Below are 26,062 nucleotides of genomic sequence, written 5' to 3'. Positions count from 1 at the left end.
TTCACGAATTTTATTTTTAAAATCTATGCGCAAATTTTTTAAATAAATTCGTGAATTCGTGGCTATTTCTCTTAAAGCTGGCTAACTTCAATCTTTGTCAATTCAGACAATTCTAAAATTCTTTCCACTTCGTTTTTATTGGCTATAAAAAACAGATAATTATCTCCAAAAGTTTCATACGTCAATAGTTCTAAATTAGACTTTCCTAATTCTGACTGGATATAAGGAAACAAATCGTGGCTGTAGGTTTCTTCAGGATAATCAAATTTGAAATCTTCACCAAGCATTTCAGAAATGAAATATTCGGCATCTTCAGGATCAAATTTCCAGTCGCTGTTCCAGGCATCAATACTTTCAAAAAAAGTAAAATGTTCTTCTGTACTTTCGTAATCTTCTTTAGTATCATCATTGAAATTTTCAAAAAGATTTTCAGCATAATTGTCCAGTTCCTTTTTTTCAATAGTATTTCTGGAAACCAATTTCACAAACTCTTTAAAATCTTCGATAGTTGCATTTTCATCCAACAATACACTTTCAGAAGAAGGAAGTTCTATCGTTTTTGGAATTTCTAGATTTAGATATTCGCAGATTCCCTGCAAAACCAATTTAAAATCTTTGATTCCAATTTCCTGGCTTTCATTTTTTGGATTGTTTATATCCAGATATTCTGCATCTAAAAGCCCTTTGGTATAATTTGTAAAATGAATATTAGAATGTACCATTCTGAAATCGTTTATTTCTAAACTATTCGTACAGCAGAAGAAAATAACAAAATTATTGATGACACGTTTGAAATGCTTTTTCATTTCAGGACCTGGCTGCGAATAAAACTGAATGTGGATAAAATCATATTCCTGGCCTTCCTGCATCATTTCTTCGGAAAGCCCGCCAACATTGATTTTTTTATACACCTCGTTTAAAACCTCATAGGCATTGGCAAATCCGGCTTTCTTAATTTCCGCTTTTCCCTCTTCATGATCCAGAGAATACGGAATTGAATATAAATTGACTAATACAGGATCATGAATTCCTTTCATTTTAAATTCAAGAGTATTGCATTCCTCATACAAATACCCGTAAATTGGATTTATAATATCAAATGAAACAATAGATTTCGGGTCATTATTTCTGCCAAATAAATTGGAAAAGAAGCTCATTATACAGGTTATTAAAAAATTAAACGAAAGTTTTATTACTATTCATTAGAATACGCAAAACTCTGATCCATTTTATCAAAAGGAATTATGTCACTGAGCAGTTTCTCAAGCTCCTGATCTGTCAGCAAACCTCTTGCAGGTTCCTTTCTTTTAGGATAAATAATTTCATAATCAATAATGTCCCGTTTCAGTATTTGCTCCAAAATCTGATTCTGCTCTTCTGTCAGATACTTTTTATGTGATTTAAAAACGGTTTCAATATCGTTCCGAAATTCTTCATCCGTTACTTCATTATAAATATCCTGATTCGCCATATCCGTCAGCAGCATTTTAAATATAAAATCCTGAAGGTTTTTGGCCAGATAATTTGCTTCATTACTATCATGCCATACAAAAACAACCGGAATATCACCGTTATTTTCTTCATTTAAGAAAAAACAATAATGATCGCCGCCGCCGCTTTTAGCAAAAGGAATAAATTTAAATTCCGGATTTATATTTCGATAATCTTCCGGATCCCTAAGTTCTTCGATTTCCTCAGCAACCGATTTTAAATTGAGAGATTCAAAATCATAAGAGTGCAAAAGTAAAGGCGGATTATCTTTTAAGGCAGGATAAACTTGTGTAAACCAATCTGGACCGTATTCTCCAACATCCAGCATACCATCGGCATCTAGTTGTTTGTATAAAAGCGGGAATTCGAATTCGTATTTTATTTCAATGTCTTTTATAGTCATCTTTCGGGCAATTTCTATTAGAATCAAACTACTAAGATAACAATCTCTTTATGAGATGAAAAATGTTGAGGTCAATTATTTCAAGGACTCCGCAATCATCAAGGCACATTTTTCGCCGTCAATAGCTGCTGAGATAATTCCTCCGGCATAACCAGCTCCTTCTCCACACGGATATAATCCTTTAATTTGTAAATGCTCTAAAGTCTGCGGATCTCTTGGAATTCTTACCGGAGATGAAGTTCGGCTTTCCGGTGCGTGCAAAATCGCTTCATTGGTCAAATACCCTCGCATCGATTTTCCAAATTCCTGAAATCCCTGACGCATAATCTGGGTTAAGAAGCCCGGAAAAACCTGTCCAAGCTCAACCGGTGTTGTTCCCGGAACATAAGAAGTTTTTGGGATATCGGCTGAAACTTTGCTCTGAGTAAAATCGATCATTCTCTGAGCAGGTGCTTTTTGAGTTCTTCCCGCCAGATGCCACGCTTTTTGTTCGATGCTTTTCTGAAATTCCATTCCGGCCAAAGCACCAAATTTAGCAAAAGGTTTAAAATCTTCTAATTTCAACTCAACTACAATTCCTGAATTGGCTGTAGCCTGATCACGTTTAGATGGCGACCAGCCATTGGTTACCACTTCTCCCGGACTTGTAGCACAAGGTGCAATTACCCCTCCCGGGCACATACAAAACGAATACATACCGCGTCCGTTTACCTGTTTCACGATCGAGTACGGTGCCGGTGGTAAATGTTCACCACGATAATCGCAGCTGTACTGAATACTGTCGATTAACTCCTGCGAATGTTCTGCACGAACTCCTAAAGCAAAAGGTTTTGCTTCAATTAAAATTTTCTTTTTATCCAGTAATTCAAAAATATCCCGTGCCGAATGTCCGGTTGCCAGAATCAATTTCCCAGCGTGGATTTTATCTCCGTTCTGGGTTACTATGCCTTCGATTTCGTTATTCTTTACCAAAATATCAGTAACGCGGGTATCAAATAAAACCTGACCGCCAAATTCAATGATTTTTTTACGTATATCTTCAATGATTTTTGGCAGTTTATTGGTCCCGATATGTGGATGTGCTTCGATCAATATATCTTCTGAAGCCCCAAAAGCTACCAAAAGTTCCAAAATTCGGGTTACATCGCCCCTTTTTTTAGATCGCGTATATAATTTACCGTCTGAATAAGTTCCGGCTCCGCCTTCACCAAAACAGTAATTAGAATCTTCGTTTACGATATGTTCGCGGTTGATTGCTTTTAAGTCACGTCGGCGGCCTTTTACATCTTTTCCCCGTTCGATCACTATGGGTTTTAATCCCAGTTCGATTAACTGCAATGCTGCAAAAAGTCCGGCCGGACCCGCGCCCACTACAATAACTTCCTGCGCATTTGAAACATCTTTATAATCCGGAAGAGCAATTTTTGTTTCCTGAAAAGGTTCTCCATTGAGATAAATAAGAACTTTCAAGTTGATTTTAATCGCTTTCTGACGTGCATCAATAGAGCGTTTTAAAATAGAAACATGCTGAATTTCTTTTGGAGAAACTTTAATCTGCTTAGACAAATGGTCTTTCAGCAATGATTCGTTTGCAGCAATTTCGGGTGTAACTTGAAGTAAAAGTTCTTTAGGCATTTTTTCGTTTTTATTCTATTAGCTTTTCTTTCTATGAAAAGAACATGCAAAAGTACTATTTTGAAATGAGATTTTATATTTACTGTAAAATTTGCACGCAGATTTAAGCAGGTTTCTATAATTATTTTTCTAATAAAATCTTTGCTTTTTTGCCACAGCTTGTTTGGACTAAAAGGATTTTACCAAAAAATCTGCATTGCAATCAGACGCAACGAATATCTGCAATAGGTTAGACGCACTGCGGTGCGTCTCAACAGAAAAAACTCAGAACCTAAGCATCTCAGAACCTTAGAACCTTTAAAAAAGACTTTGTACCTTTGTCACTTTAAACCTTTGCACCTTAAAAAAATGTCCAGAAAAATAAAACTAATTTGGGATTTCCGCGGACCGGCTTCTGCAAAAACAGCAGAGCATCACGAAATTCATTTAAAAGAATATATTGTAATCGAAAAATTACCTTTGAATATTACAGGATTCAAAATCGTAAACGACATGCATGCTACAGCTTTTATGGTCGTTACCGATGAAAATATGATTCCCGTAAGAGATGCTTTGAAACCGCATCGGGGAGAGCTTTACAGTGAATAGTCTCAGTTTTCAGTCTCAGTAAAAAACTGTAAACCATAAACTGAGACTGTAAACTTTTTTAATTAGCGACCTCGCTAATAAACTTAATACGCATTAAGCGCAGTTCATCGATATCGTAATCGCCGTCAAATTCTTTTAGGGCATCTTCGATTTTATCAGATTCTGATTCCATGAAGTAATCGTGGATTTCTTCCTGCTGATCGTCGTCTAAAATATCATCCAGCCAGTACTTAATATTTAATTTGGTTCCCGAATATACGATCTGTTCCATTTCTTTGATCAGAGCGTCCATCGTTAAACCTTTTGCCGAAGCAATATCGTTTAAAGGCAGCTTTCGGTCAATATTCTGGATAATGTATAATTTATTGGCAGAGTTTACTCCTGTAGATTTTACTACTAAATCATCCGGACGGATAATGTCATTGTCTTCCACGTAACGACTGATAAGGGCAGCAAACTCACTTCCATATTTTTTTGCTTTTCCTTCACCAACCCCATGAATATTATACAATTCCTGTATGGTTATAGGATATTTTAAAGCCATGTCTTCGAGAGAAGGATCCTGGAAAACCACAAATGGAGGCACTCCTAGTTTTTTGGCTACTTTTTTACGCAGTTCGCGCAGCATTCCGGTTAAAACCTCATCGGCAGTACCAGATGATTTCCCTCCTGCTACAATGGTTTCATCATCAGCTTCGGTGTATTCATGATCTTCAGACATCATAAAAGAAACCGGGTTTTTAATAAAATCCAAACCTTGCTGTGTGATTTTTATGACCCCGTACGTTTCGATATCTTTAGAAAGATAGCCCGAAACTAATACTTGTCGTAACAACGCCATCCAGTATTTTTCGTCATGGCCGGAACCTGATCCAAAATAAGACTGGGTATCGGTTTTATGTGCTTTAATAACAGCATTAATACGGCCAATTAAAGTAAATACAATTTCTTTTGATTTATAAATGTGTTTGGTATCCCGGACAATTTCCAGAAGTTTAACTACCTCTTCTTTGGCTTCTATTTTATGTTTTGGGTTGCGAACGTTATCGTCCATATCGGCACCTTCGCCTGTTTCGCTGTCAAATTCTTCTCCGAAATAATGCAGCAGGAACTTTCTTCTTGACATAGATGTTTCGGCATACGCTACCACTTCCTGTAAAAGGGCAAAGCCAATTTCCTGCTCGGCAACGGGTTTACCGGACATAAATTTCTCTAGTTTTTCTACATCTTTATAAGAGTAATAAGCCAGACAGTGTCCTTCGCCTCCATCACGTCCGGCACGTCCGGTTTCCTGATAGTAACTTTCTAATGACTTTGGAATATCATGATGAATTACAAAACGAACATCCGGCTTGTCGATTCCCATTCCAAAAGCGATTGTAGCGACTACCACATCTACATCTTCCATCAGAAACATATCCTGATGTTTGGCACGGGTTTTAGCATCAAGTCCTGCGTGGTAAGGCACAGCGCTTATTCCGTTTACCTGTAAAACTTCGGCGATCGATTCTACTTTTTTACGGCTCAGGCAGTAAATAATTCCTGACTTGCCTTTATGTTGTTTGATGAACCGGATAATATCTGATTCTATACTTTTTGTTTTAGTACGTACTTCGTAATATAAATTAGGCCTGTTGAAAGAGGCTTTAAAAGTACTGGCATTGGTCATGTCCAGGTTTTTAAGAATATCTTCCTGAACTTTTGGGGTTGCGGTTGCGGTAAGACCTATAATAGGCACTTTACCTAACTGTTTAATTATACTTCTCAGGTTTCTGTATTCCGGTCTGAAATCATGCCCCCATTCTGAAATACAGTGTGCTTCATCGATCGCGACAAAAGAAATAGGCACGCTTTGCAGAAAAACAACATACTCTTCTTTTGTTAAAGATTCGGGTGCAACATATAAAAGCTTCGTTACACCTGAAGTAATATCTTTTTTAACCTGTGCTATTTCAGTTTTGGTAAGAGAGGAATTCAACACATGTGCAATTCCGTTTTCGGAAGAAAGGCTTCGAATGGCATCCACCTGGTTTTTCATCAAAGCAATCAAAGGAGAAACAACGATGGCTGTTCCATCCTGAATTAAAGCGGGTAATTGATAACAAAGAGACTTCCCGCCGCCAGTAGGCATAATTACGAAAGTATTCTTTTTATCTAAAATACTCGTAATGACTTGCTCTTGCAAGCCCTTAAATTGGCTAAAGCCGAAATACTTCTTTAATTCCTTGTGTATTTCAATTTCGTTTGAATTCATTCTTTATTTAAATGGATATTTTTGTATAAATTTGCAACACATAAAGATACAACTTTCTTTTATACATACAAATTTTAAATATTCTGTTTTGATTACAAAAGAAAATATACTGGCAATAGCCAAAAAAACAATACTCTCTGAAAGTGAAGCAATTACAAAATTAATTGATTTTCTGGATGAAAATTTCTTCGAAGCGGTACAGCGTATTTATGAAACCAAAGGCCGGTTAATCGTTACTGGAATTGGAAAAAGTGCCATCATTGCCCAAAAAATGACTGCCACTTTCAACTCTACAGGAACTCCGTCTATGTTTCTTCATGCTGCAGAAGCTATTCACGGTGATTTAGGAATGATACAAAATGACGATATTATAATCTGCATTTCAAAAAGCGGCAACAGTCCCGAAATTAAAGCACTGGTGCCTTTGTTAAAACGTTTTGGAAATACTTTAATCGCCATTACCGGAAACATCACTTCCTCACTGGCAAAAGGTTCTGACTTTGTTTTAAATACAACTGTTGACACTGAAGCCTGCCCTATCAATTTAGCCCCTACAAACAGTACCACAGCACAGCTTGTTATGGGAGATGCCCTGGCAGTCTGCCTGATGGAAATGCGTGATTTTAAACCGGAAGATTTTGCGGTTTATCATCCGGGAGGTGCTTTAGGAAAAAAATTACTGCTCAAAGTAAAAGATATGATCGAACATTCTTTAAAACCAGCCGTAAGCCCGGATACTTCTATCAAAAAGGCAATTTTTGAAATATCCGAAAAAAGACTGGGCGTAACCGCCGTAATCGAAAATGATAAAATCGTAGGTATTATTACTGACGGAGACATCCGAAGAATGCTGAACGATCGTGATACTATTGCTGATCTAACAGCAAAAGACATTATGTCTAAAAATCCAAAAGTAGTTTCATCTGAAACAATGGCAGTTGATGCCTTAAATATTTTGGAAGATTTCTCTATAACGCAGCTGATTGTTGCAGACAACGGAGAATACAAAGGAGTTTTACATTTACATGACATTTTAAAAGAAGGAATCATATAATGGCAAAGAAAAATCTTGGCGAGATGTCATTTTTAGATCATCTTGAAGAATTAAGATGGTTATTAGTTAGAAGTACAATTGCAATATGCATTATGGCATTTGTGACTTATTTTGTTAGTGATTATTTATTTGATCAAATTATTTTAGGCCCCACAAGACCTGGTTTTTTTACTTACGTCTGGTTTTGTGATTTATCGCACCAATTAGGTTTTGCAGACAGCATTTGTATTACCGAACTTAATTTCATTATTCAAAATACAGAAATGGAGGGTCAGGTCAATATTTTTGTCTGGATGTGCCTTCTGGCTGGTTTCATTTTGAGTTTCCCTTATATTTTGTGGGAACTCTGGAAATTTATTAGTCCGGCTCTTTATGAAAAAGAAAGAAAACATGCTAAGATTTTCATCTTTACATCTTCTTTACTTTTCTTTTTAGGCGTAATATTTGGCTATTATGTAGTAATACCAATGTCTGTAAATTTCGTCGCTACTTTCTCTATCAGTGATATTGTTATAAATCAATTTACTTTAGATTCTTATATGGGAATGGTAAAAACGAGTGTTCTGGCAAGCGGACTGTTTTTTGAACTGCCTATCATCATTTATTTCTTAACTAAATTAGGGTTAGTAACTCCTGAATTCTTAAGGAAATATTGGAAATACGCTGTTGTAATCATCTTAATTGTTGCCGCAATCGTAACGCCTCCTGATGTTGTGAGCCAGACTATTGTAGCAATTCCAATGTTAATTATCTACGAAATCAGCATCTGGATCTCGAAGGTTGTGTATAAAAATAAACTAAAAGAAAATGTCTGATTTAATTCAAGAATTTAACGACTATCGTTCTAAAATGAACGAAAAATTATTAGCTGACAATAATAAAATTGTAAAGCGAATTTTTAATCTTGACACCAATGCTTACGCTCCGGGAGCTCTTGATGTAAAAACAAAAGAGCTTTTAGGTTTAGTGGCATCGGCTGTTTTGCGCTGTGACGACTGTGTAAAATATCATTTGGAAACAAGCTATAAAGAGGGGGTTTCTAAAGAAGAAATGATGGAAGCAATGGGAATCGCAACCCTTGTTGGAGGAACAATTGTAATTCCGCATTTAAGAAGAGCTTACGAATTCTGGGAAGCTCTGGAAGAAGCCGGGAAGTAATTAGAAAATGTGTCAATTTGATAATTAGACAATTTCCTGAAATGCTCTGATTATTTAATCCTGAAATACAAAATCTAAATTTTGAAAATGCAATAATTTGTTAATTGATTCATCCTATTGAATATTTTACATTTATTTTGCCTTTCAAATCAAATTATAAAATTGATTATGATTTAGTTTTAAAAAATTATCTCATTTTCAAATTATCTAATTTTCACATTAAACAAATGAAGCTAAGAGCCGATAATTTAATTAAAACATACAAAGGCCGAAGTGTCGTAAAAGGAATTTCTGTTGAAGTAAATCAGGGAGAAATCGTAGGACTTCTGGGTCCGAACGGAGCTGGAAAAACAACGTCTTTTTACATGATTGTGGGATTGGTAAAACCAAATCAGGGCAACATTTACCTGGATGATTTAAACATTACAGATTATCCAATGTACAAACGTGCACAGCAGGGAATTGGCTATCTGGCACAGGAAGCTTCTGTATTTAGAAAATTAAGCATTGAAGACAACATTTTAAGCGTGCTTCAGCTGACTAATCTTTCAAAAGAGGCACAGATTGCCAAAATGGAAAGTTTAATCGAAGAATTCAGCTTAGAACACATTCGTACCAACCGCGGGGATTTACTTTCGGGAGGTGAACGCCGTCGTACCGAAATTGCCCGTGCACTGGCAACTGATCCGAAATTTATCCTGCTGGATGAACCTTTTGCCGGAGTTGACCCGGTTGCAGTTGAAGATATCCAGAGAATTGTAGCACAGTTAAAAAATAAAAATATCGGAATCTTAATTACCGACCATAACGTTCAGGAAACTTTAGCCATTACTGATAAAACTTACCTGATGTTTGAAGGAGGAATCCTGAAAGCCGGAATTCCGGAAGAACTGGTAGAAGATGAAATGGTGCGCCGCGTTTATCTCGGACAGAACTTCGAACTTCGCAAAAAGAAACTGGAATTTTAGTATTCAGTGGTCAGTTTTTTAGTGATCAGTTATTTGAAAGTAATTTAGTGGTCAGTTTTTTAGTTTCAGTCAAAACTGAATACTAAAAAACTGATTTTTTTTTTGACCTAAAACTAAACACTAAAAATCTGACCACTGAATACTTTTTTTAAGACTGAACACTAAAAACCTGAACACTGAACACTATTTATTCTACAGTGATAAAATGCAGTTGCTCTAAATCGCCATTGTAGATATTAACATCCACACGATGTTTGATTCCGGGCAGAGAAGCTTTTTCTGTAAACTGCCAGAACAGCCAGTCATCTTCTATTTTTTCTCTATAAAAATTGTAGTTCGCAATCCAGAACAAATACTCTCCAAATTCTTCTTTCAGGAAATCAGAATAATATCTTTCTCCTGAATAAATAATCGGGCGAACCTGATAATGTTTCTCTACTTTTGTCAGCCAGCGCTTTAAACCTTTTTTCAGACTGTCTATGGACTGATTTTTAGGTAATTTTTCGATATCTAAAACCGGTGGCAGATCTCCTTTGTGCAGTTTTACGGTTTTAATAAAAAGATTGGCCTGTTCTATAGAATTTTCATTAGGGCGGTAATAATGGTAAGCCCCTCGTATAATTTTATTTTCTTTTGCCCCTTCCCAGTTACGTTTAAACTGGCCGTCCACATGATCATTACCGGCAGTTGCCCGAATAAAAACAAACTGCACCGGATATTTTTCATCGAGAATTTCTACCTCTTCCCAGTCTACTTTTCCCTGAAATTCAGACACATCAATTCCTACTACTTTTCCTTTATGATTTTCAAGAACACGAATATTCCGAACATCGGAAAGATGTTTATCAACGGCATCTTCATCTAAAACTTTGTTCGTTTTAAAGCCAAGGTAATAGGCCAGTCCGCTGCGATAATGGTAAATGGTAACAACGAAAACTACAGTCAGCGAAAAAAACACTATAAAGCGAATCAGTCTGCCAAAAAAAGAGGTTCCCTGTTTGGGTTTTCTGGTCGTTCTTCTTGCCATTGGTTTACTGCTTCTTTTTCAAAAAGATATTATTTACAACTGACAGCAATACATAGAAAATGATAATTAACGGAACAGCTGTAAAATGAAGTAATAAAAGCAGTACCAGCGAAATCCCTAAAAACACAATCTGTAACGCATTATCTTTAAAGGTGAATTTCTTTATTTTTAAAGCAAATAATGGAATTTCGGCATTCAAAATATAAGCACTGCATACTGTTATTCCCAATAAAACCCAATGATTGGTCAGAATTTCAAAAATCACTAATGAATCTGAAAACGCAATAACCAGCGGAAGGCTTAAAATAAAAAGTGAATTGGCTGGTGTTGGAAGTCCTATGAAGGAATCCGTCTGACGTGTATCAATATTAAAATTAGCAAGACGATAGCAAGACCCTAAAGTGATAATAAATCCTAAAAAGGGAATGTATACGGAGCCAATCACATCATGCGGATGAGCACTTTTTAAAAACAAAGTGTACATTACGTACCCTGGAGCAACACCGCTGGTAACCATATCAGCCAGAGAATCCAATTGTAACCCCAGCGGACTTGACACTTTGAATAAACGGGCAAAAAAACCATCAAAAAAATCAAAAAAGATTCCCAGACCAACCATATAAAAAGCCATTTCATAGTCACCTTTAGAAATAAAAACTATTGCAACGCAGCCACAAAAAAGATTTATGAGAGTAATTAAATTAGGAATGTGTTTTTTGATATTCATTTTTTTGATTTTTGATAAAATTGGAATGACAAATTTCGCATAAATAAGCGACATTTATGACGAATGCTAATAAAAAAAATTACCAAATCGACAACTCCTTACTTTAGCTGTTTTTAAAAGCTTCCCTATAAAAATGATTGTTTAGCAATATTTATAAAAAGGAAGAAATCAGATTAGGTAAAATATTCTATTTTTGATGAAAATTAAAAACAGGCCTCTGTCTGCAAAAAACTAACTTTTGAAAAAACTTTTTGCATTTTTATTGTTTGGAAGTTTTACTTCACACTATGCACAAACCGTTCGGAAATATTCGAATGAGTTTATGAATATTGGTGTCGATGCCGCTGCTTTAGGAATGTCAAGCGCTGTTACTGCTTCATCCAATGATGTAAATGCGGTTTACTGGAATCCGGCTGGTTTAACCCATCTCGAAGATCACCAGCTTTCTTTAATGCATGCCAGCTATTTTGCCAATATTGCGCAATATGACTTTATTGGTTATGCCAGTCCTATCGATGACCGGAGTGCCTGGGGAATTTCGATGATCCGTTTTGGAGTTGACGATATAATGGATACCACCCAGCTAATCGACAGCCAGGGAAATATTGATTATAACCGCATACGTTTATTCTCTACCGCAGATTACGGCTTTACTTTTTCGTATGCCCGAAAACTTCCTGTTGAAGGTTTTCAGTATGGAGTAAATGCCAAAGTAATTCGAAGAGTTATTGGAAAATTTGCCAATTCCTGGGGTTTTGGTTTTGATGTGGGTCTTCAGTTTGAACACAATGACTGGAAATTCGGACTGATGCTTCGCGATATTACGACAACGTACAATATCTGGAACATTGACGAAGAAGAGTACGAAAAAATTGCCAATGCAATTCCGGGAGAAAACAACGAACTGCCTGAAAGTACTGAGATTACTTTACCCAAAGCGCAGCTGGGTATTTCCAGAAAATTTGATTTTCATAATGATTACAGCCTTTTGGCTGCTGCTAACCTCAACATGCGTTTTGAACAGACTAATGATATTATTTCGTCTAAAATCGTGAGTATTGACCCTGCTGTTGGTTTTGAATTTGGTTATACCGATCTTGTTTTTTTAAGAGCGGGTGCCGGAAACTTTCAAAATGTAATGCAATTAGACAATTCCGAGAAGCTGAGCTTTCAGCCTAATATCGGACTGGGTTTTAAATACAAAGGCATTCAGATTGATTATGCTTTAACTGATTTGGGTAATCAGAGTGCGGCTTTGTATTCGAATATCTTTTCGATAAAAGTAGATCTGGGTATTTTTAGATAATGATAACGCTTAAACTTTTTTAAATTTTTAAAACATGAAAAAAGTTCTTTTACAAAAAATACTTTTCAGCTTATTGCTGTTATTAAGTTTTACAACGGGCTTTGGGCAGAGTCTGCCTTTATCCAGATATGCCAAAATAAGCGTGATTACCTGCGGATTAGGAAATGAAACCTATTCGTATTTTGGGCACACTGCGGTTCGTGTTGCAGATCCGCTCAACAATCTTGATGTCGTTTACAACTATGGGGCATTTGATTTCAGAACGCCAAATTTTGTTGCCAAATTTGCAAAAGGCGACCTGCAGTATTTTGTCGTGGCACATTCCTTTGCCGATTTTATAAATGATTATACGTATGAAAAGCGAAGTGTATTTGAACAGGAACTTCTTATTTCTCCGGAATTAAAACAAAAACTTTTCGATAAACTGAATACTGTTTTACTGTCGGATGAACGTTACTACACTTATAAGTTTATTGATAAAAACTGTACTTCGATGGTGGTTGACGTCATTAATTCGACCTTAAACGGAAACGTGATTGTAAAAAAACAGGACACTGACAAAACCTACCGTTCTGTTTTATTCCCTTATTTCAAAGGACATTTTTACGATCAGCTGGGAACAAGTATTATTTTCGGGACGAAAGTCGATCAGCCGGCAAACCGAATTTTTCTTCCCTTTGAACTAAAAAACAGTTTAGACGAAACAACTTTTCAGGGACATCTGTTAGCAGGCAAAAGCCAGACGCTTTTAAGTTTTGAAAAAGAAACTCCGGCTTCTTGGTGGAATAATATTTATACGTATCTTTTTATTTTAGGTTTCGTAGTTATAGTCCGCAATAAAACAGCAGATAAAATCTATCTTTTGATTTTATCTTTAATGGGAATCTTTTTTGTTTCGGTTGGATTTTATTCTTTCCACCAGGAACTGGCCATGAATTATAATGTATTCCTATTTAGTCCGCTATTATTGATTTTGCTTGTTCTTTCAATTGCTAAAAACAAAAAATGGACGTATCGATTTGCTGTTTTGCATTTGATCTTCTTAATTGCTTACAGTATTTTTATGATAAACAAAGCACACTTTTTAATTGTACTTCCCATGATAATTACAAGTGGTTTTGTTTTGGTAAGAATTGCGATACGAAACAAAAAACCTATCCCAATAATCATTTAATAATTATTGTCCGCGGTAGAATAAAACGGTAGTAATTGTTTTAAAAGTGATACTTAAATCAAGGAAGATACTGCGGTGTTTAATATAGTAAAGATCATACTGCAGCTTGACAAGGCTTTCTTCTATCGATTCGCCATAAGAGTAGTTAACCTGAGCCCAGCCTGTAAGTCCGGGTTTAATTACATGACGTGTTTCATAAAAAGGCATTACCTCTGCAATTTCCTGAACAAAAAACGGTCTTTCGGGTCTTGGGCCAATTACAGCCATATCACCTTTTAAAACATTATAAAACTGGGGTAGTTCGTCTATTCTGGATTTACGCATAAACTTACCAAAAGGTGTGACTCTTTTATCATTAGAGACTGCAAAAACAGCCCCATTTGTTTCAGAAGCTTCAATCATAGTCCTGAATTTATAGATCTTAAATACAGCTCCATTTTTTCCTACTCTGTCCTGTGTATAAAAAAGCTTCCCCTGATTTGCCAGAAGGTTCCCTATCAGAATAAAAGGAATAAAAACCATCGCTATCAGCAATCCTGTAAAAGAGAAAACAAGTTCTAAAAACCGGATTAAAAACAGATATAATTTATTGTTATTGCTTCGGCTGAAAGGAAAAAAACGATAAAAATCCCGTTCAATATAATGAACCGGAATACGTTGTGTTTTACTTTCATAAACCTGCGTATATTCTCTAATTATATTTCCCGATTCTAATAAATGCAATAGCTGCTGATAAAGATCAGGAGTTATTCCGTCTGTTTTTTGTGATGCAATAACAATTTCAGAAACACTGTTCTGAATTACAAAAGTTTCCAGGTTTTCTTTTTCAACTTCTTTTACATATTGAAAATGGGAATCCTGCTGAGACATAGCGTCTGAATTAACAAATCCAATTATTTTATAATGGGGATCAACATTTTCAAGACCTAACACTAATTCTTCCAGCTGATCCTTATCGCATATCAAAACTACATTTTGTGAGAACCGGTGTGAGGCTAAAAAAATCGCATAAAAAAATCGCCAAAGCAGCATTACAAACAATGTTGTAAAATAAAAAAAGAGGATAACCACACGCTGTTTTGGAAGTTCCGGAGACAAAACCGGAGTAAGAAGATATATTAAAACAGTAGTAGAAACAGAAAGGACAACGCTCTTAAGCACCTGAAACTGATTACTCGCCACCTGCAGATTGTACATTTCGAAAATGGTTCCAAAAGCATATAAATAGATTACAAGAATAAGGGGCCTGTAAATTGTCTGGCTCTCGAAAACAAAATAGTGGTATTGAAAAAACACATTTAAAAAATACAATGCGAACAAAACAAAAATAGCGTCAAAAACAAAAAGCAAAACTTTCCGTTCTGAAATTTCAAAATGCATTTTTTTATTGGAACGCATACTATATGTAGATTTTAGGGGGCTAATTTAAAAGCAAATGTATTATAAAAATCAGAATATAATCTACTGTTTTATTTGTTTTTCAGGAATTTTCACTGTAACCGAAAGCAGGCACAAAGCATACACAAAAGCCGGAGCTGCCGTGCGCATTGCCGCATGATTTATCGTAAGGAGCCAAAAAATAAAGAATGATAAAAAATAAAGATGCTGCCGATTATTAAAATAGAGTGCAAAAGGAACTATAAATAGTAAAAGAAGTCCGAGGATCCCAAACAATCCGTGCTCACTAAGCATTCTTGAAATTTCATTATGAGCGGCCACTTCCTCACCAAGTACATCTTTCCTCATTTCTTTTCCCATTCCTGCCCCTACGCCTATGACAGGATTATCAAGGAACAATTTAAAATCGGCATCTATAATGGCTTCTCTTCCTCCTAAACGATCCTTCTTTTCCCTTCCTTTTGCATCTTTATTAGCATATCTTTTTTCAATAAGTCCCCTTGTTTGTAATGTCGTATAAGTCCATACACCAAATGAAAGAAAAAACATAAAAATAAAAATCAATCCTATTTTACTTTTACCTGCCGAATTGGAAAAAAAATATAAAAGAATCAATAATCCAATAATCATCGCTGCCCCGGATATGACACCTCCTCTTGAAAAAGTAACAATTCCCCGGTAACTAATAAAGATCAGCATAATACCATTTAGAATGATTTCCTTTTTTGATTTTGAGAATAAGATTAATTGTGAAAAAAACACAAACATCCCCAGTCCCAAAATAGTAGAAACCTGATTAGGCCCAAAACCTCCTGAAGTTTCAAAATTAGACTGAGTTCCCGTAACTACGTCCTTCACACTCGGGTTATACAGGAAAAGATAAACTGTTGTAGACACAATAGGAAATCCCATTGCTAAAACAATATTTTGAAGATGGGAGAATAAAATCCTTCTGTTTATTGTATATACAGCGCAAACCGCGAGACATAATGGACCCGATAAATTAAAAACCAACGCTTTTTTTATGTCCACATCAGGTCCGGAAACATCAAAAGCAATAAGAATACCCGGGATTAGTAATACTAAAAACAAAACATAAACAAAAGCGGTCGTAGAAAAATTACTGTAAATCATCCCTAAGAACATAAAAAAGATTACACAGACTTTTATATATTCATTATTAAAATTACCTCCTGTCATCCTTAAAAACACTTCTACTCCTACCAAATAGGCCGCCACATAGAGCACTTCGTTGTTTATGTTTTTCCTTGTGATCACGATATAAAAACCGACTACGGGAATCAATAAAGCATAGATTTTAGACAAAAAAGGAAGTACAAAAACTGCTAATGCAATTATCGCATGAAGAAATAAAAGGGAAGTAAATTGCAGTCTGCCGTTTTTCATATTTACATTTTAAACTGTAAAATTAATTTAAAGAATTCAGCCACGAAATATATTTTTCAATGACTGCCGTTTTAGAAAAATGCAACTCTACTATTTTATTTAAAGCTGAACCTTTTTCCCTGCGTTCTGTCTTATTTTCTATCAGTTTTAAAATAGCATCCGAAAATTGTTCCAAATCGTTAGACGGAACCATTAATCCGCTGCTGTCAGAAGTGATAATTTTTGAGATTTCACCAACATTAGTTGCCACAATGGGTAATTTATAAAGACCATATTCCAGCAATGCAAGAGGAAGTCCCTCTGAAAGTGAGGATAAAACACCTATTTCACACTGTTTTAAAACGGATGGAATATTATTTACCGTTCCATAAAAAAATACCGTTTGTTCCAGCTGCTGCTCTTTAACTTTTCTTTTTAAAATATCGGAATGTAAATCTTCAAAATCCTTTCCAACTAAATGAAAAGTCCAGTCAGAATGTCTGGCCTTAATAATCTGGGCTGCCTTAATTAACAGTTCGTGATTTTTCTGGGGACGCAGATTAGCCACGCAGACTATTCTTTTACCTGCTATACCGTTTAGAAAAAAACCTTCTTTTGGAAGTACTGAATTATCTATAAAATTAGGCAGGTAAATTACAGTACGGCACCATAAATATTCCTGCGCCCAATCTTTTAAGGCTGAATTAACAGATACAATCCCGGAGAAATAAAGAGATCCTATTTTCAGGTTTTTATTTTTTCTGGACTTCAAGTTCTGAGAAGTCCCATAGTGATCATGCCAGATTATTTTCACTTTGGGATAAATGATTTTGGTAAGAACGGCAATAAAGAATGAGGAACTGTGAGCATGAATCCATTCTATTTCATTTTTTCTGATATAATTTCTTAAGCGAAAAACAGAACTTAAATCAATTCTTCTTTTCTTATCAAGAAATAAATACGGTACTTTTTCACCAATCTGCTCTAAAAGCGGTCCTTCTTTCCGGGTTGCCACTAATCCGGAAAATACAATATCTTCAGACAAGGCATTCGCATAATTAACCGCCATTCTTTCGGCACCACCTGCTTCAAGTGAATCTATAATCTGAATGATTCTCATTTCTTGTTTTCTTTCTTTTAGCGGACACATTATATCCCCGATCAGCATTAGTTTCGTACTACAGTATTTTTTTTATTTCATCTTCAAAGATGTCGGTTGTGTACTTTTGTGACCACTCTGCCGAAATGCGGCTCTTTAGTCTAAAGTGATTATCCTCTCTTAAAATCTGATTAATTTGAGAAAGATCTCTTTCCAGATCCATTTCTAGCAAAATCCCCCTGTTTCCATAGTCCAGCATAAAAGGGATACAGGAAACTTTTGTTGCGAGAGGTACACATCCCCAAAACATACCTTCGGCTATTGCTTTTGGCCAGCCTTCACTTTTGGAGGGTAAAATTACAAAATGGCTTTTTTTATAAGCCTGTTTTATTACTTCACTATTTTGATTTCCATGTAAAAAAACAAAATCCTTTAATTTGTTTTCTTGAATAAAACGCTCAATAAGCTCTCTTTGAATTCCGTTTCCGTACAAATGCAGAATTGCTTTTTTTCCGCTTTTAATTAACTTCTGAACTAACTGAACCGCATAAACCGGATTTTTATTTTCTGTTAAACTTCCGGCAAACATCAATTCTATTCCCAAATCAGTATCGCTTTTAAGAATTATTTCTTTTTCAGAATCTGAGTAGGTTGCGGTAAAAAAAGGCACTATATTTTTTGATTGATTTTTCCATTCTCCGTAAACAAGAACTTTCATCTTTCTTGTAATCAAAGTGTTACCAAGAATACTTTTTTGTAACCTGTATGACCAGGGCTGACTGCTTTCAGGATCCCAGTTTCCGGCATATTTTGCCGATTTTGTTTTATTGGGAAACAATATCTGGACAAAACTGCCTAATAAACCTATGTTTCCGGGACATCTCAGATGAATATGATCTGCCTCATACATAGCCCGAAAAATAATTCCTAAATTTAAAACAGCCGAAAAAAAGCTTTTTATAACATTACCAGCTCCCTTTAAATTAAAATCTATTAATGGGTAATGTTTCTTAAACTTAAACGGGATTTCGTCAATTAATAATCCGTTTGGATTTTTCCAGACCGGGCAGCAAAAAGAAATTTCATCGGCGTATTTCTGCCAGATAATTAGTTCTTTTACATAAGGACCGTATGCAAAACATTTACTTTCATTAAAAATAAATGGTGCCGTTGAAACGATTAATAATTTCATTAAATATACCCTTTAGATCCTTTTTTTGAAATAACTGCAGCAGGAACACCAGACATTACAGCATTTTCTTCAACGGAAACAGCAACCAGAGAACAGGCTCCTATTACAACACCATTTCCAATTGTAATATTACCGGAAACAACAGCATTGGCACCAATATAAACATCATTACCAATAACCGGTGTTCCTCTGTTTTCTTCTCTTCCCGAAACCCCTATTGTTACACCTTGTGAAATATTGCAATTATTTCCAATTACAGCATTGGCATTAATGATAATGCCGCCAAAATGACCAATATAAAAAGAGTGTCCGATTTTTGCGGATGCCGGAATTGATATCCCTGTCATTATTTCGATACACTTTTGATTTATAAGGGTCAGAAAAAGAAATAAGAACCTAAACGGCTGCCATTTTACTTTTGAAAAGATAAAATGAGCAAACCTGTATTGAAAAACAGCCCAAAAACCCTGTGTAAAAAATACGATTCCGAAAAAATTTCCTCCGTATTTTTTATACTTTCTGTAATCTGACCGTATAACCTGAAATAGATTCATGATTAATTAACTTTACTTTTTTGAGAACTAATTAAAGAGTCAAAAAAAACGATATTCTGATCTACTATATTATCCCGTTTATATTTTTGAAGTACCGCATTTCTGGCTTTTTTAGCTATATCTTCTCTTTTTTCTTTATTGGAGAGCAGCCAGATAATTTTTTCGGCTATATCTTCAGGACTATAAGGATCACATAATAATCCTGTTATATAATCTTCAATTGCTTCCGGCCCCGGGCCTAATTTTGTAAAGACCACTGCTTTTTCCATAGCCATAGCTTCAGGAGCTACCAATCCCTGTGTTTCCATATGAGACGGAAATACACATACTGAAGCTTCAGAATAGGCTTTTGGTATTTCAGTATAGGAAATACTTCCGTGAAAATGGATATCCTCTGCCGCTTTTCCTAATTGTGTCAGTTCTTTTTCTTTTAACATTTGAATATAAGAACCGCCATCTGCAAAAAACCAGTCTCTTCCATAAATTTCCAGGGCGGCATCCGGGAACTTGTTTTTCACAAGCGGAAAAGCCTGTATTAATTGTCGTATCCCTTTCTTCTCGCAGACAGTTCCGGCAAATACAAGTTTATTATTTACCTCATTCCCCGGCAGCGGCTTAAAAAGATCGGTATTAACAGCACTGCTAATATAGGCAATTGGCTTTTGATGATAACTTAAATATTTTTCGGTATGTTCTTTCACATAACGGGAAACAGCAACAAATGCATCGCTCTTTTTAAAGGATCTTTTTTCCTGAATCCCTTTCCATTTATTTATTTTTCTTTTTTCACTTTCTGCAAAAAAATGATGCCCGCCATGAAGACGGATAACATATTTGATCTCTTTTATTTTTGAGATGAAGGCTAAACCAAGTTCAGGCGATTCAATGATTTGTATAGACTCCTGTCTGTGAATTTCTCTAATTTTTTTGTTCACAGCTCTGGAATTAAAATACCAGGCAAAACCTTTGACGGTACTTCTTTTTAGTCTGTAAATATTTATACCTTCTACAGATTCCGTTTCATCATCTGCAGTATAATTAATTCCTACCACAGATACTTTGATCCCTTTTTCTGTTAATGCACTTGCCAGGGTTTTGACAAAACTGCCAATTCCTCCATGTGGGAAACCTTCCTTAGGAAATTCATTTGTTAGGAAACAGATGTGCATAAATACTGTATTTTTTCAGCTAGTTTTCTGCCGTTTTCCTCTAAAGGATACTGCACTATTTTTTCCATCCACACTTTTCTGTCTTTTCCCAGATTAGCAGGATCTTCAAGTCCGGGTACTATTTTAGCGGCAATCTCGGATTTTGTATTGATCCAGCCTACAGCATCGAGTCCTTCGAGACTTCTAAAATGTTGAAATTTATATACTTCTTTTACTTTATAAACAGATTCACTAACCGGATCATAGTTTAAATATAAACAGGGCTTATCATAAACGGCAAAATCATGAGCCATTGTACTTCCAAAATTAATCACTAAATCGCTATGTTTTACAGTATTGACTAATAACTGCAAATCATTATAGGAAGGATATATGGTTGTAAAGGCACTGGAATCATCGGCTCCCAGTCTCCAGTCTGGATCTACCGAAATGATGAAGGATTGGTACTTTTCTAAAACCGAATCAAATCGGTTACTTTTATCAACCGGACATCTTCTAAAGAGTATCTGTGGTCTTGTTTCTTCTTCAATACGGCTAATTTCTTCTGCCAGATCTTCTAAATAATCGGACTCGTATGGTGAGGTATTATCATTGGCAGAAAAACAAATCGTTTTTTTGTCCGGGTCTAAACCATACTCCCTGAAAAAAGCATCTTTTGTTTTGATAAACTTATCCTGAAAGTAAAACTCAAATTGGGGAGTTCCCGTTACTTCAATAGTATTACTGTCAATTTCAGGATACAACAGACTTACTTCTGATTTCATAAGATCTGACCATACAAAATAATAGTCATAACGTGAAATCAGTCTCGCTTTGGGCACATTGTCCCAGGAAAAAATAACGGTCGCGGTTTTAATTTCACGCCTTTTAGCCGCCGCAATAACGGGGGCGCTAATTGGGGCTCTCTGATGCAGGTTTACTATAAAATCAGGCTGAAAAAAATCCAAATCATGCTCGATTTCATTAACCACTTTGCCGGCTGTTATACTGTTTTCATATAAACCTTCAATTTTTAATATGGCCTTGTATGATCGTGCAAGGGCAGCACCTAATAATTCAGAAGCGATTAGAAGCAGTTTTTTTTTCAGTCCTGAAGTTTTATTGTTCCAGAAGTCCATAATAGTATCGTTCTGCATCACTTTTTTATTTCGAAGTAATCTTGCATATACGGCACTTTCTCTAAAAAGTCTGGATTTAGGTGCTTCTATAAAAACCGGAATCTGTTTAATCCGTTCAATATTTTTCTGTACTGATTTTATTTCGGCAACTGCTTTCTCAGATATCTGATGATATAGCATCACTTCAGCGCCCAGATTCTCTAATTCGTCAATAAAACTGGAATACAGATAATTTCTAACTCCTACTCCATCCGGAACTATTAATAAAACTTTCATTATACTATTTATAAGCTTCCGATCCTTCCGTGATCAGAAAATGATCTGTGAACAATAAAATCTTTGTCTAAAGGCTCTTCCGAAAGAAATGTTATATCACAGAAATAGTGTTCTTCAACGGGATTTAGTCTCCACGGAATTACACTTTTAAAATCTAAAACCCAGCCATTTTTCTCCAGGTCTTTTGTTTTTAAATCATTCCATGAGGTAATATAATCAATCCAGAGATACCCCAAGCTCCAGGCCTGCTCTTCAAGAATCTCAATATTTTCAATATCGACAATACGAAGACCTCCTGTATTTTCCTGACTTACTGCACGTGAACCGTCTTTTAATTTTATTCCTTTAATAGAAGGCTGCTGAAAATAATGTGTGTCTTTTACAATCAATTCATCTACCGAAACTTCTATTTTTTTACACAAAAACGTAAAGTTTTCCTCTTTAAAACTGGGATTAATTTTTACATATCTCACCAAATCATAATACCTGATCCAGCGCATGTTTTTGTACAGGCCTAAACCGGCTTCATTGGCAGCAGTAGCTGCCAGCGGATAATAACCTCTTGCGAGGCTGTATAATTTTCCTAAAACTCCTTTACCGCGGCATTCCTCATCCAGGTAAACATTAATTATCCAGGCGATTCCGCCCTGAAAATTCCCGCCTACATGCCCCACAATTTTCCCATCATCATTTAAACAAATAAAAGATCTTCCGCATTTTGGGTCTCCATACTGCCATTCCCAGAATTCCTTATTTTGTAAGGGATGATTTTCTCTGTAAATACGGGTAAAGAATTGGAACAATTTATCCCAATCGTCTATCGTTGCTTCTCTTGTTATCATATAGTGTTATTTTTTCCGCCTGGTAAATCATTACAATCAAATCTTTTTAACAAAAGATAGTTTTCATTCCCTTCGTTTATACCTCTTTTTGTCGTAAAACCTAAACGGTACCCAGCCTGTTTTGCCATTAAAGCTACCTCAGGAGTACATACCTCATCTGTTCCATAAGGATAGGATACCAGATCAACAATTGACCCCGAAACTTTTTCAAGATACGACTTGCTGTTTTCCAATTCAAATTTAATTGTATCCGGGTCAGTTAGTCCTAAAGGATAATGACTGTGTGTATGACTTCCTAAATATTTTTTTTTCCCTAATACCTGCAGATTTTTTTCGGTCATATAGAGTTCTTCTAAAATCTGAGTTTCCTCAAAAAAACTGTTAAACATTTTATTGACAATTAATTCCTGCTGCTGAAAAGAAAGCACGAAGTTTAGGATGTATTTTAATTCTGCATTTAAAGCTGTATCATACCGGTATACTAAATGTGCTTTGTTTTTATCTGATTCTGAAAAGTCGATTTTTACTTCTTCCTGTATCTTTTTTAATAATAATTCCGGTTCTACTACAGATCTTAACAGATGAATTTTATGAACCGTACTTACTTTTTTATTTTCAGCATTCAGAGAGTTTACAAAAAAAACAGCGGGTATATCTAATTCTTCTAAAACAGGAAGAGCGATATCAAACTGTTCTTTTAGCCCATCATCAAAAGTTACTAAAAGATGTTGATTTTTTGAAAACAGAATCTCGCTGGTATTATTAACCAAATCTGCCGGATGTAAATACTCGCCTTCGTTTTTCATTACCAGCAGCTGTTTTCTAAAAGCATCAGGCAGCACCCCAAAAATGCTGGGGTATCTGGATTGAAAACTTTCTCTTATGTAATGGTAATTGATAACGGTTAGCATCTGTTATTTTTTTTTGAAAAAGTCGTTCAAGATTCTGGCGGTAAATAATCTCGCTCCTGTATCGTTCATGTGCCCGCAGGAAGAAAAATACTGGTCTTCAGTTACAACATTTTCATAATTGTAAATTTCGGGATATATTTTTTTTACTTTTTGGAAATAATTCATTCCGGCCGTTTTCTCACACATTGGAGTCATCACCGGTATGAAATTAATATCGTGCTCTTTACATATCTTTCTAATCTCTTCGTAGTATTTATTACGATTTAGCGGATTTAAATTGACAATGTTATTTTTCATATTACCGTTTTTATGTTTTACCAGCGGGTAATATCCAAAATTGTCCAGAGCATTTGTTTTTTTATGAACTGTAATGAAAAAGATTTCCCGGAATCCGATTCTGCTGTCGTATTTAATATATCTGTAAAAAGGTACGTAATACAACTCCCTGAAATCTTCTTCATTTGAAAAATGATCTTTTATAATTTCTGAATTATGAATATAAGGTAAATATTTTGCCGAAATTCCTTCTGCCTGGCGATCATTGGAAAGATTCAAATCGGCTTCCAGAATGATGTTTTTAATCTCATATTTTCGTTCTATCATTAATTTCAGGAGCAGCGAGGCTTCAAATAAATGTCCGCCGCTCATTCCGTAATTGAATGTTTTGAGACCTTTATCTTCGAACATCTGTGCCACAAAATGATTGTTTGCTCTTGAAGAACCTAAAATAACCACATCATATTTTTGCGGTTTTGAATTAAAAACTTTTTCAATTTTCCCTCTGTTATCAGAATGCATAAAAACACAGGTATATATACCATCTAATAAAGATGCTGTCAGGACAGTTATCAAAACAACCTTAGCTGTATAAATTAAAAACTTCTTCATTAGAACTGAAAGTATATAAATTCTTTATAATCAGAGAAGGTTCCGAAAGCCATAATGGCCATAATGGCCAGAGCCGTTTTGATCGTGCTCCATTTTCCTGAAATAGGTTCTACTTTACTGCGATTAAACCACTCTACTAAAACAAATAATCCGATAAGTGCTATCAGCTCGTAACTGTATCGTTCATTATCAAGGTACTGAAAACTAAAATCTTTGCTGGTAATCATGCGTTTTAAATACGAAACAGCGTCTGTAATGGTTCTGGCCCTGAAAAAGATCCAGGCAATACAGGTTAATACAAAGGTGTACAAGATGCTTAAAAACACTTTTACAGAATCAAAATTAAATTTTAACCCGATAGTATCCATATTGTTACGGTTGCTATTTGACAAAAGCAAAGGCAGAAAATAAACCGCATTTATAAATCCCCATACGATATAGGTCCAGTTAGCGCCATGCCAGAAACCGCTTACCACAAAAATTATAAACGTATTTCTTATTTTCATCCAGATTCCGCCTTTACTTCCTCCCAGAGGTATGTACAAATAATCCCTGAACCAGGAAGAAAGTGAAATGTGCCATCTTCGCCAAAACTCGGCTATATCTCTTGAAAAATAGGGATAATTGAAATTTCGCAATAAATCTAACCCAAACAGTTTTGACACTCCTAAAGCAATATCTGAATATCCCGAAAAATCACCGTAGATCTGAAAAGCAAAATATACCGCTCCTAAAATCAGGGAGAAAGAATTCATGGAAGTATAGTTATCAAAAATGGCATTGGCGTAAGGAGCACAGGTATCTGCAATAACCACTTTTTTTACCAATCCCCAGATGATCTGATAAATTCCTTCTCTTGCCATTTGGTAATTAAATTCTCTTTTTACTTTTACCTGCGGCAGTAAGTGTGTCGCTCTTTCTATAGGACCAGCAACCAGGAGCGGAAAATAGCTTACAAACAAGGAATAATCTACAAAATTGTATTCTGCTTTTATCCTCTTAAAATAAATATCAATTACATATGAAAGTCCGTGAAAGGTGTAAAAGGAAATCCCAACAGGAAGAATCACACTGAGTAAAAGCGGACTGGCTTTTAATCCGACAGTATTTAACAGCTCTGAAAAGGAGACAGCAAAGAAGTTATAATATTTAAAAAGCCCTAAAAACCCCAAGTTAACCGAAATACTAAGCCAGAACCAAAATTTCCGGCTTTTTTCCGATTTCCCTTTCTCTATCTGAATTCCGGTATAATAGTCCAGAAAAGTTGAGAATACCAGCAGGAACAAAAACCTCCAGTCCCAGCAGGAATAGAAATAATAACTGGCAATGATTAATAAAGCATTCTGAGTCTTTTTGCTTTTATTAAAAACAAACCAATACAGAAAAAAAACGACTGGTAAAAAAATAGCGAATGCTATAGAATTAAAAAACATAAATACTTAAA

General features: G+C 35.5%; 24 protein-coding genes. 7 read left to right on the top strand and 17 right to left on the bottom strand.

Annotated elements, in window-relative coordinates:
* Window positions 1–71: 71 nt before the first annotated feature.
* The 3 genes from ACODST_RS11690 to ACODST_RS11680 form a co-directional block, all read right to left on the bottom strand.
* Entirely contained in the window at window positions 72–1,157 is a 1,086-nt protein-coding gene (locus tag ACODST_RS11690) for a DUF6630 family protein (protein ID WP_488932276.1), read from the bottom strand.
* Between the two features lie 38 nt (window positions 1,158–1,195).
* Window positions 1,196–1,894 carry an SMI1/KNR4 family protein gene (locus tag ACODST_RS11685; protein ID WP_488932275.1) on the bottom strand — a complete coding sequence of 233 codons (699 nt, stop codon included), beginning with the start codon at window positions 1,892–1,894 and terminating at the stop codon, window positions 1,196–1,198.
* Window positions 1,895–1,969: 75 nt separating this feature from the next.
* The gene (locus tag ACODST_RS11680) at window positions 1,970–3,529 is read right to left on the bottom strand and encodes an NAD(P)/FAD-dependent oxidoreductase (RefSeq protein WP_488932274.1); all 1,560 of its coding nucleotides are present in this window, start codon (window positions 3,527–3,529) and stop codon (window positions 1,970–1,972) included.
* A gap of 348 nt (window positions 3,530–3,877) precedes the next feature.
* On the opposite strand from ACODST_RS11680, the gene ACODST_RS11675 reads away from it, so the two are divergent.
* On the top strand, window positions 3,878–4,117 hold the full coding sequence (locus ACODST_RS11675; protein WP_488932273.1) for a hypothetical protein: 240 nt from the start codon (window positions 3,878–3,880) through the stop codon (window positions 4,115–4,117).
* 58 nt (window positions 4,118–4,175) lie between these two features.
* Here ACODST_RS11675 and recQ read toward each other — a convergent pair whose 3' ends face one another.
* Window positions 4,176–6,371 carry a DNA helicase RecQ gene (gene recQ, locus ACODST_RS11670; RefSeq protein WP_488932272.1) on the bottom strand — a complete coding sequence of 732 codons (2,196 nt, stop codon included), beginning with the start codon at window positions 6,369–6,371 and terminating at the stop codon, window positions 4,176–4,178.
* Between the two features lie 88 nt (window positions 6,372–6,459).
* Here recQ and ACODST_RS11665 point away from each other — a divergent pair, with 88 nt between their 5' ends.
* The 4 genes from ACODST_RS11665 to lptB all read left to right on the top strand — a co-directional run bounded on the left by ACODST_RS11665 (window position 6,460) and on the right by lptB (window position 9,551).
* Window positions 6,460–7,425, top strand: a complete 966-nt coding sequence (locus ACODST_RS11665; protein ID WP_488932271.1) for a KpsF/GutQ family sugar-phosphate isomerase — start codon at window positions 6,460–6,462, stop codon at window positions 7,423–7,425.
* Window positions 7,425–8,240 (top strand): twin-arginine translocase subunit TatC, encoded by an 816-nt coding sequence (gene tatC / locus ACODST_RS11660; RefSeq protein ID WP_488932270.1) that lies wholly within the window; start codon window positions 7,425–7,427, stop codon window positions 8,238–8,240. Before ACODST_RS11665 ends, tatC begins: the two co-directional genes overlap by 1 nt.
* Complete coding sequence (locus tag ACODST_RS11655) at window positions 8,233–8,583, top strand: carboxymuconolactone decarboxylase family protein (protein WP_488932269.1); 351 nt, start codon at window positions 8,233–8,235, stop codon at window positions 8,581–8,583. The genes tatC and ACODST_RS11655 overlap by 8 nt, the downstream gene beginning before the upstream one ends.
* Before the next feature lie 227 nt (window positions 8,584–8,810).
* Window positions 8,811–9,551, top strand: coding sequence for an LPS export ABC transporter ATP-binding protein (lptB, locus tag ACODST_RS11650; protein WP_194140932.1), 741 nt, complete (start codon window positions 8,811–8,813; stop codon window positions 9,549–9,551).
* Between the two features lie 187 nt (window positions 9,552–9,738).
* On the opposite strand, the gene ACODST_RS11645 is transcribed toward lptB, so the two are convergent.
* Window positions 9,739–10,578, bottom strand: coding sequence for a glycoside hydrolase family 25 protein (locus ACODST_RS11645; protein ID WP_488932268.1), 840 nt, complete (start codon window positions 10,576–10,578; stop codon window positions 9,739–9,741).
* Window positions 10,579–10,582: 4 nt separating this feature from the next.
* Entirely contained in the window at window positions 10,583–11,305 is a 723-nt protein-coding gene (locus ACODST_RS11640; protein WP_488932267.1) for a CDP-alcohol phosphatidyltransferase family protein, read from the bottom strand.
* A 238-nt stretch (window positions 11,306–11,543) separates the two neighbouring features.
* Between ACODST_RS11640 and ACODST_RS11635 the strand changes: the two genes are divergently transcribed.
* Window positions 11,544–12,611 carry a putative type IX sorting system protein PorV2 gene (locus ACODST_RS11635; protein ID WP_488932266.1) on the top strand — a complete coding sequence of 356 codons (1,068 nt, stop codon included), beginning with the start codon at window positions 11,544–11,546 and terminating at the stop codon, window positions 12,609–12,611.
* Between the two features lie 34 nt (window positions 12,612–12,645).
* Window positions 12,646–13,785 carry a lipoprotein N-acyltransferase Lnb domain-containing protein gene (locus ACODST_RS11630; RefSeq protein ID WP_488932265.1) on the top strand — a complete coding sequence of 380 codons (1,140 nt, stop codon included), beginning with the start codon at window positions 12,646–12,648 and terminating at the stop codon, window positions 13,783–13,785.
* Window positions 13,786–13,788: 3 nt separating this feature from the next.
* Here ACODST_RS11630 and ACODST_RS11625 read toward each other — a convergent pair whose 3' ends face one another.
* The 11 genes from ACODST_RS11625 to ACODST_RS11575 all read right to left on the bottom strand — a co-directional run bounded on the left by ACODST_RS11625 (window position 13,789) and on the right by ACODST_RS11575 (window position 26,051).
* Window positions 13,789–15,183, bottom strand: coding sequence for an exopolysaccharide biosynthesis polyprenyl glycosylphosphotransferase (locus ACODST_RS11625; RefSeq protein ID WP_488932264.1), 1,395 nt, complete (start codon window positions 15,181–15,183; stop codon window positions 13,789–13,791).
* Between the two features lie 63 nt (window positions 15,184–15,246).
* Window positions 15,247–16,590 carry an O-antigen ligase family protein gene (locus ACODST_RS11620; protein ID WP_488932263.1) on the bottom strand — a complete coding sequence of 448 codons (1,344 nt, stop codon included), beginning with the start codon at window positions 16,588–16,590 and terminating at the stop codon, window positions 15,247–15,249.
* A gap of 22 nt (window positions 16,591–16,612) precedes the next feature.
* On the bottom strand, window positions 16,613–17,719 hold the full coding sequence (locus ACODST_RS11615; protein ID WP_488932262.1) for a glycosyltransferase: 1,107 nt from the start codon (window positions 17,717–17,719) through the stop codon (window positions 16,613–16,615).
* 28 nt (window positions 17,720–17,747) lie between these two features.
* The gene (locus tag ACODST_RS11610) at window positions 17,748–18,860 is read right to left on the bottom strand and encodes a glycosyltransferase (RefSeq protein WP_488932261.1); all 1,113 of its coding nucleotides are present in this window, start codon (window positions 18,858–18,860) and stop codon (window positions 17,748–17,750) included.
* Entirely contained in the window at window positions 18,860–19,207 is a 348-nt protein-coding gene (locus tag ACODST_RS11605) for a serine O-acetyltransferase (RefSeq protein ID WP_488932260.1), read from the bottom strand. Before ACODST_RS11605 ends, ACODST_RS11610 begins: the two co-directional genes overlap by 1 nt.
* Before the next feature lie 209 nt (window positions 19,208–19,416).
* A complete protein-coding gene (locus tag ACODST_RS11600; RefSeq protein WP_488932259.1) occupies window positions 19,417–20,583 on the bottom strand; it encodes a glycosyltransferase family 4 protein in 1,167 nt (388 codons plus the stop codon).
* Entirely contained in the window at window positions 20,565–21,977 is a 1,413-nt protein-coding gene (locus tag ACODST_RS11595; RefSeq protein WP_488932258.1) for a hypothetical protein, read from the bottom strand. The genes ACODST_RS11600 and ACODST_RS11595 overlap by 19 nt, the downstream gene beginning before the upstream one ends.
* 8 nt (window positions 21,978–21,985) lie before the next feature.
* The gene (locus ACODST_RS11590) at window positions 21,986–22,819 is read right to left on the bottom strand and encodes a GNAT family N-acetyltransferase (RefSeq protein WP_488932257.1); all 834 of its coding nucleotides are present in this window, start codon (window positions 22,817–22,819) and stop codon (window positions 21,986–21,988) included.
* Window positions 22,816–23,730 (bottom strand): polysaccharide deacetylase family protein, encoded by a 915-nt coding sequence (locus tag ACODST_RS11585; RefSeq protein WP_488932256.1) that lies wholly within the window; start codon window positions 23,728–23,730, stop codon window positions 22,816–22,818. The genes ACODST_RS11590 and ACODST_RS11585 overlap by 4 nt, the downstream gene beginning before the upstream one ends.
* Window positions 23,731–23,733: 3 nt before the next feature.
* Window positions 23,734–24,618, bottom strand: coding sequence for a hypothetical protein (locus tag ACODST_RS11580; protein WP_488932255.1), 885 nt, complete (start codon window positions 24,616–24,618; stop codon window positions 23,734–23,736).
* Entirely contained in the window at window positions 24,618–26,051 is a 1,434-nt protein-coding gene (locus ACODST_RS11575; RefSeq protein WP_488932254.1) for an MBOAT family O-acyltransferase, read from the bottom strand. The genes ACODST_RS11580 and ACODST_RS11575 overlap by 1 nt, the downstream gene beginning before the upstream one ends.
* Window positions 26,052–26,062: the final 11 nt, after the last annotated feature.

The organism is Flavobacterium sp. FG19, from assembly GCF_057809475.1.
This window is presented reverse-complemented; position numbering and strand designations above follow the sequence as displayed.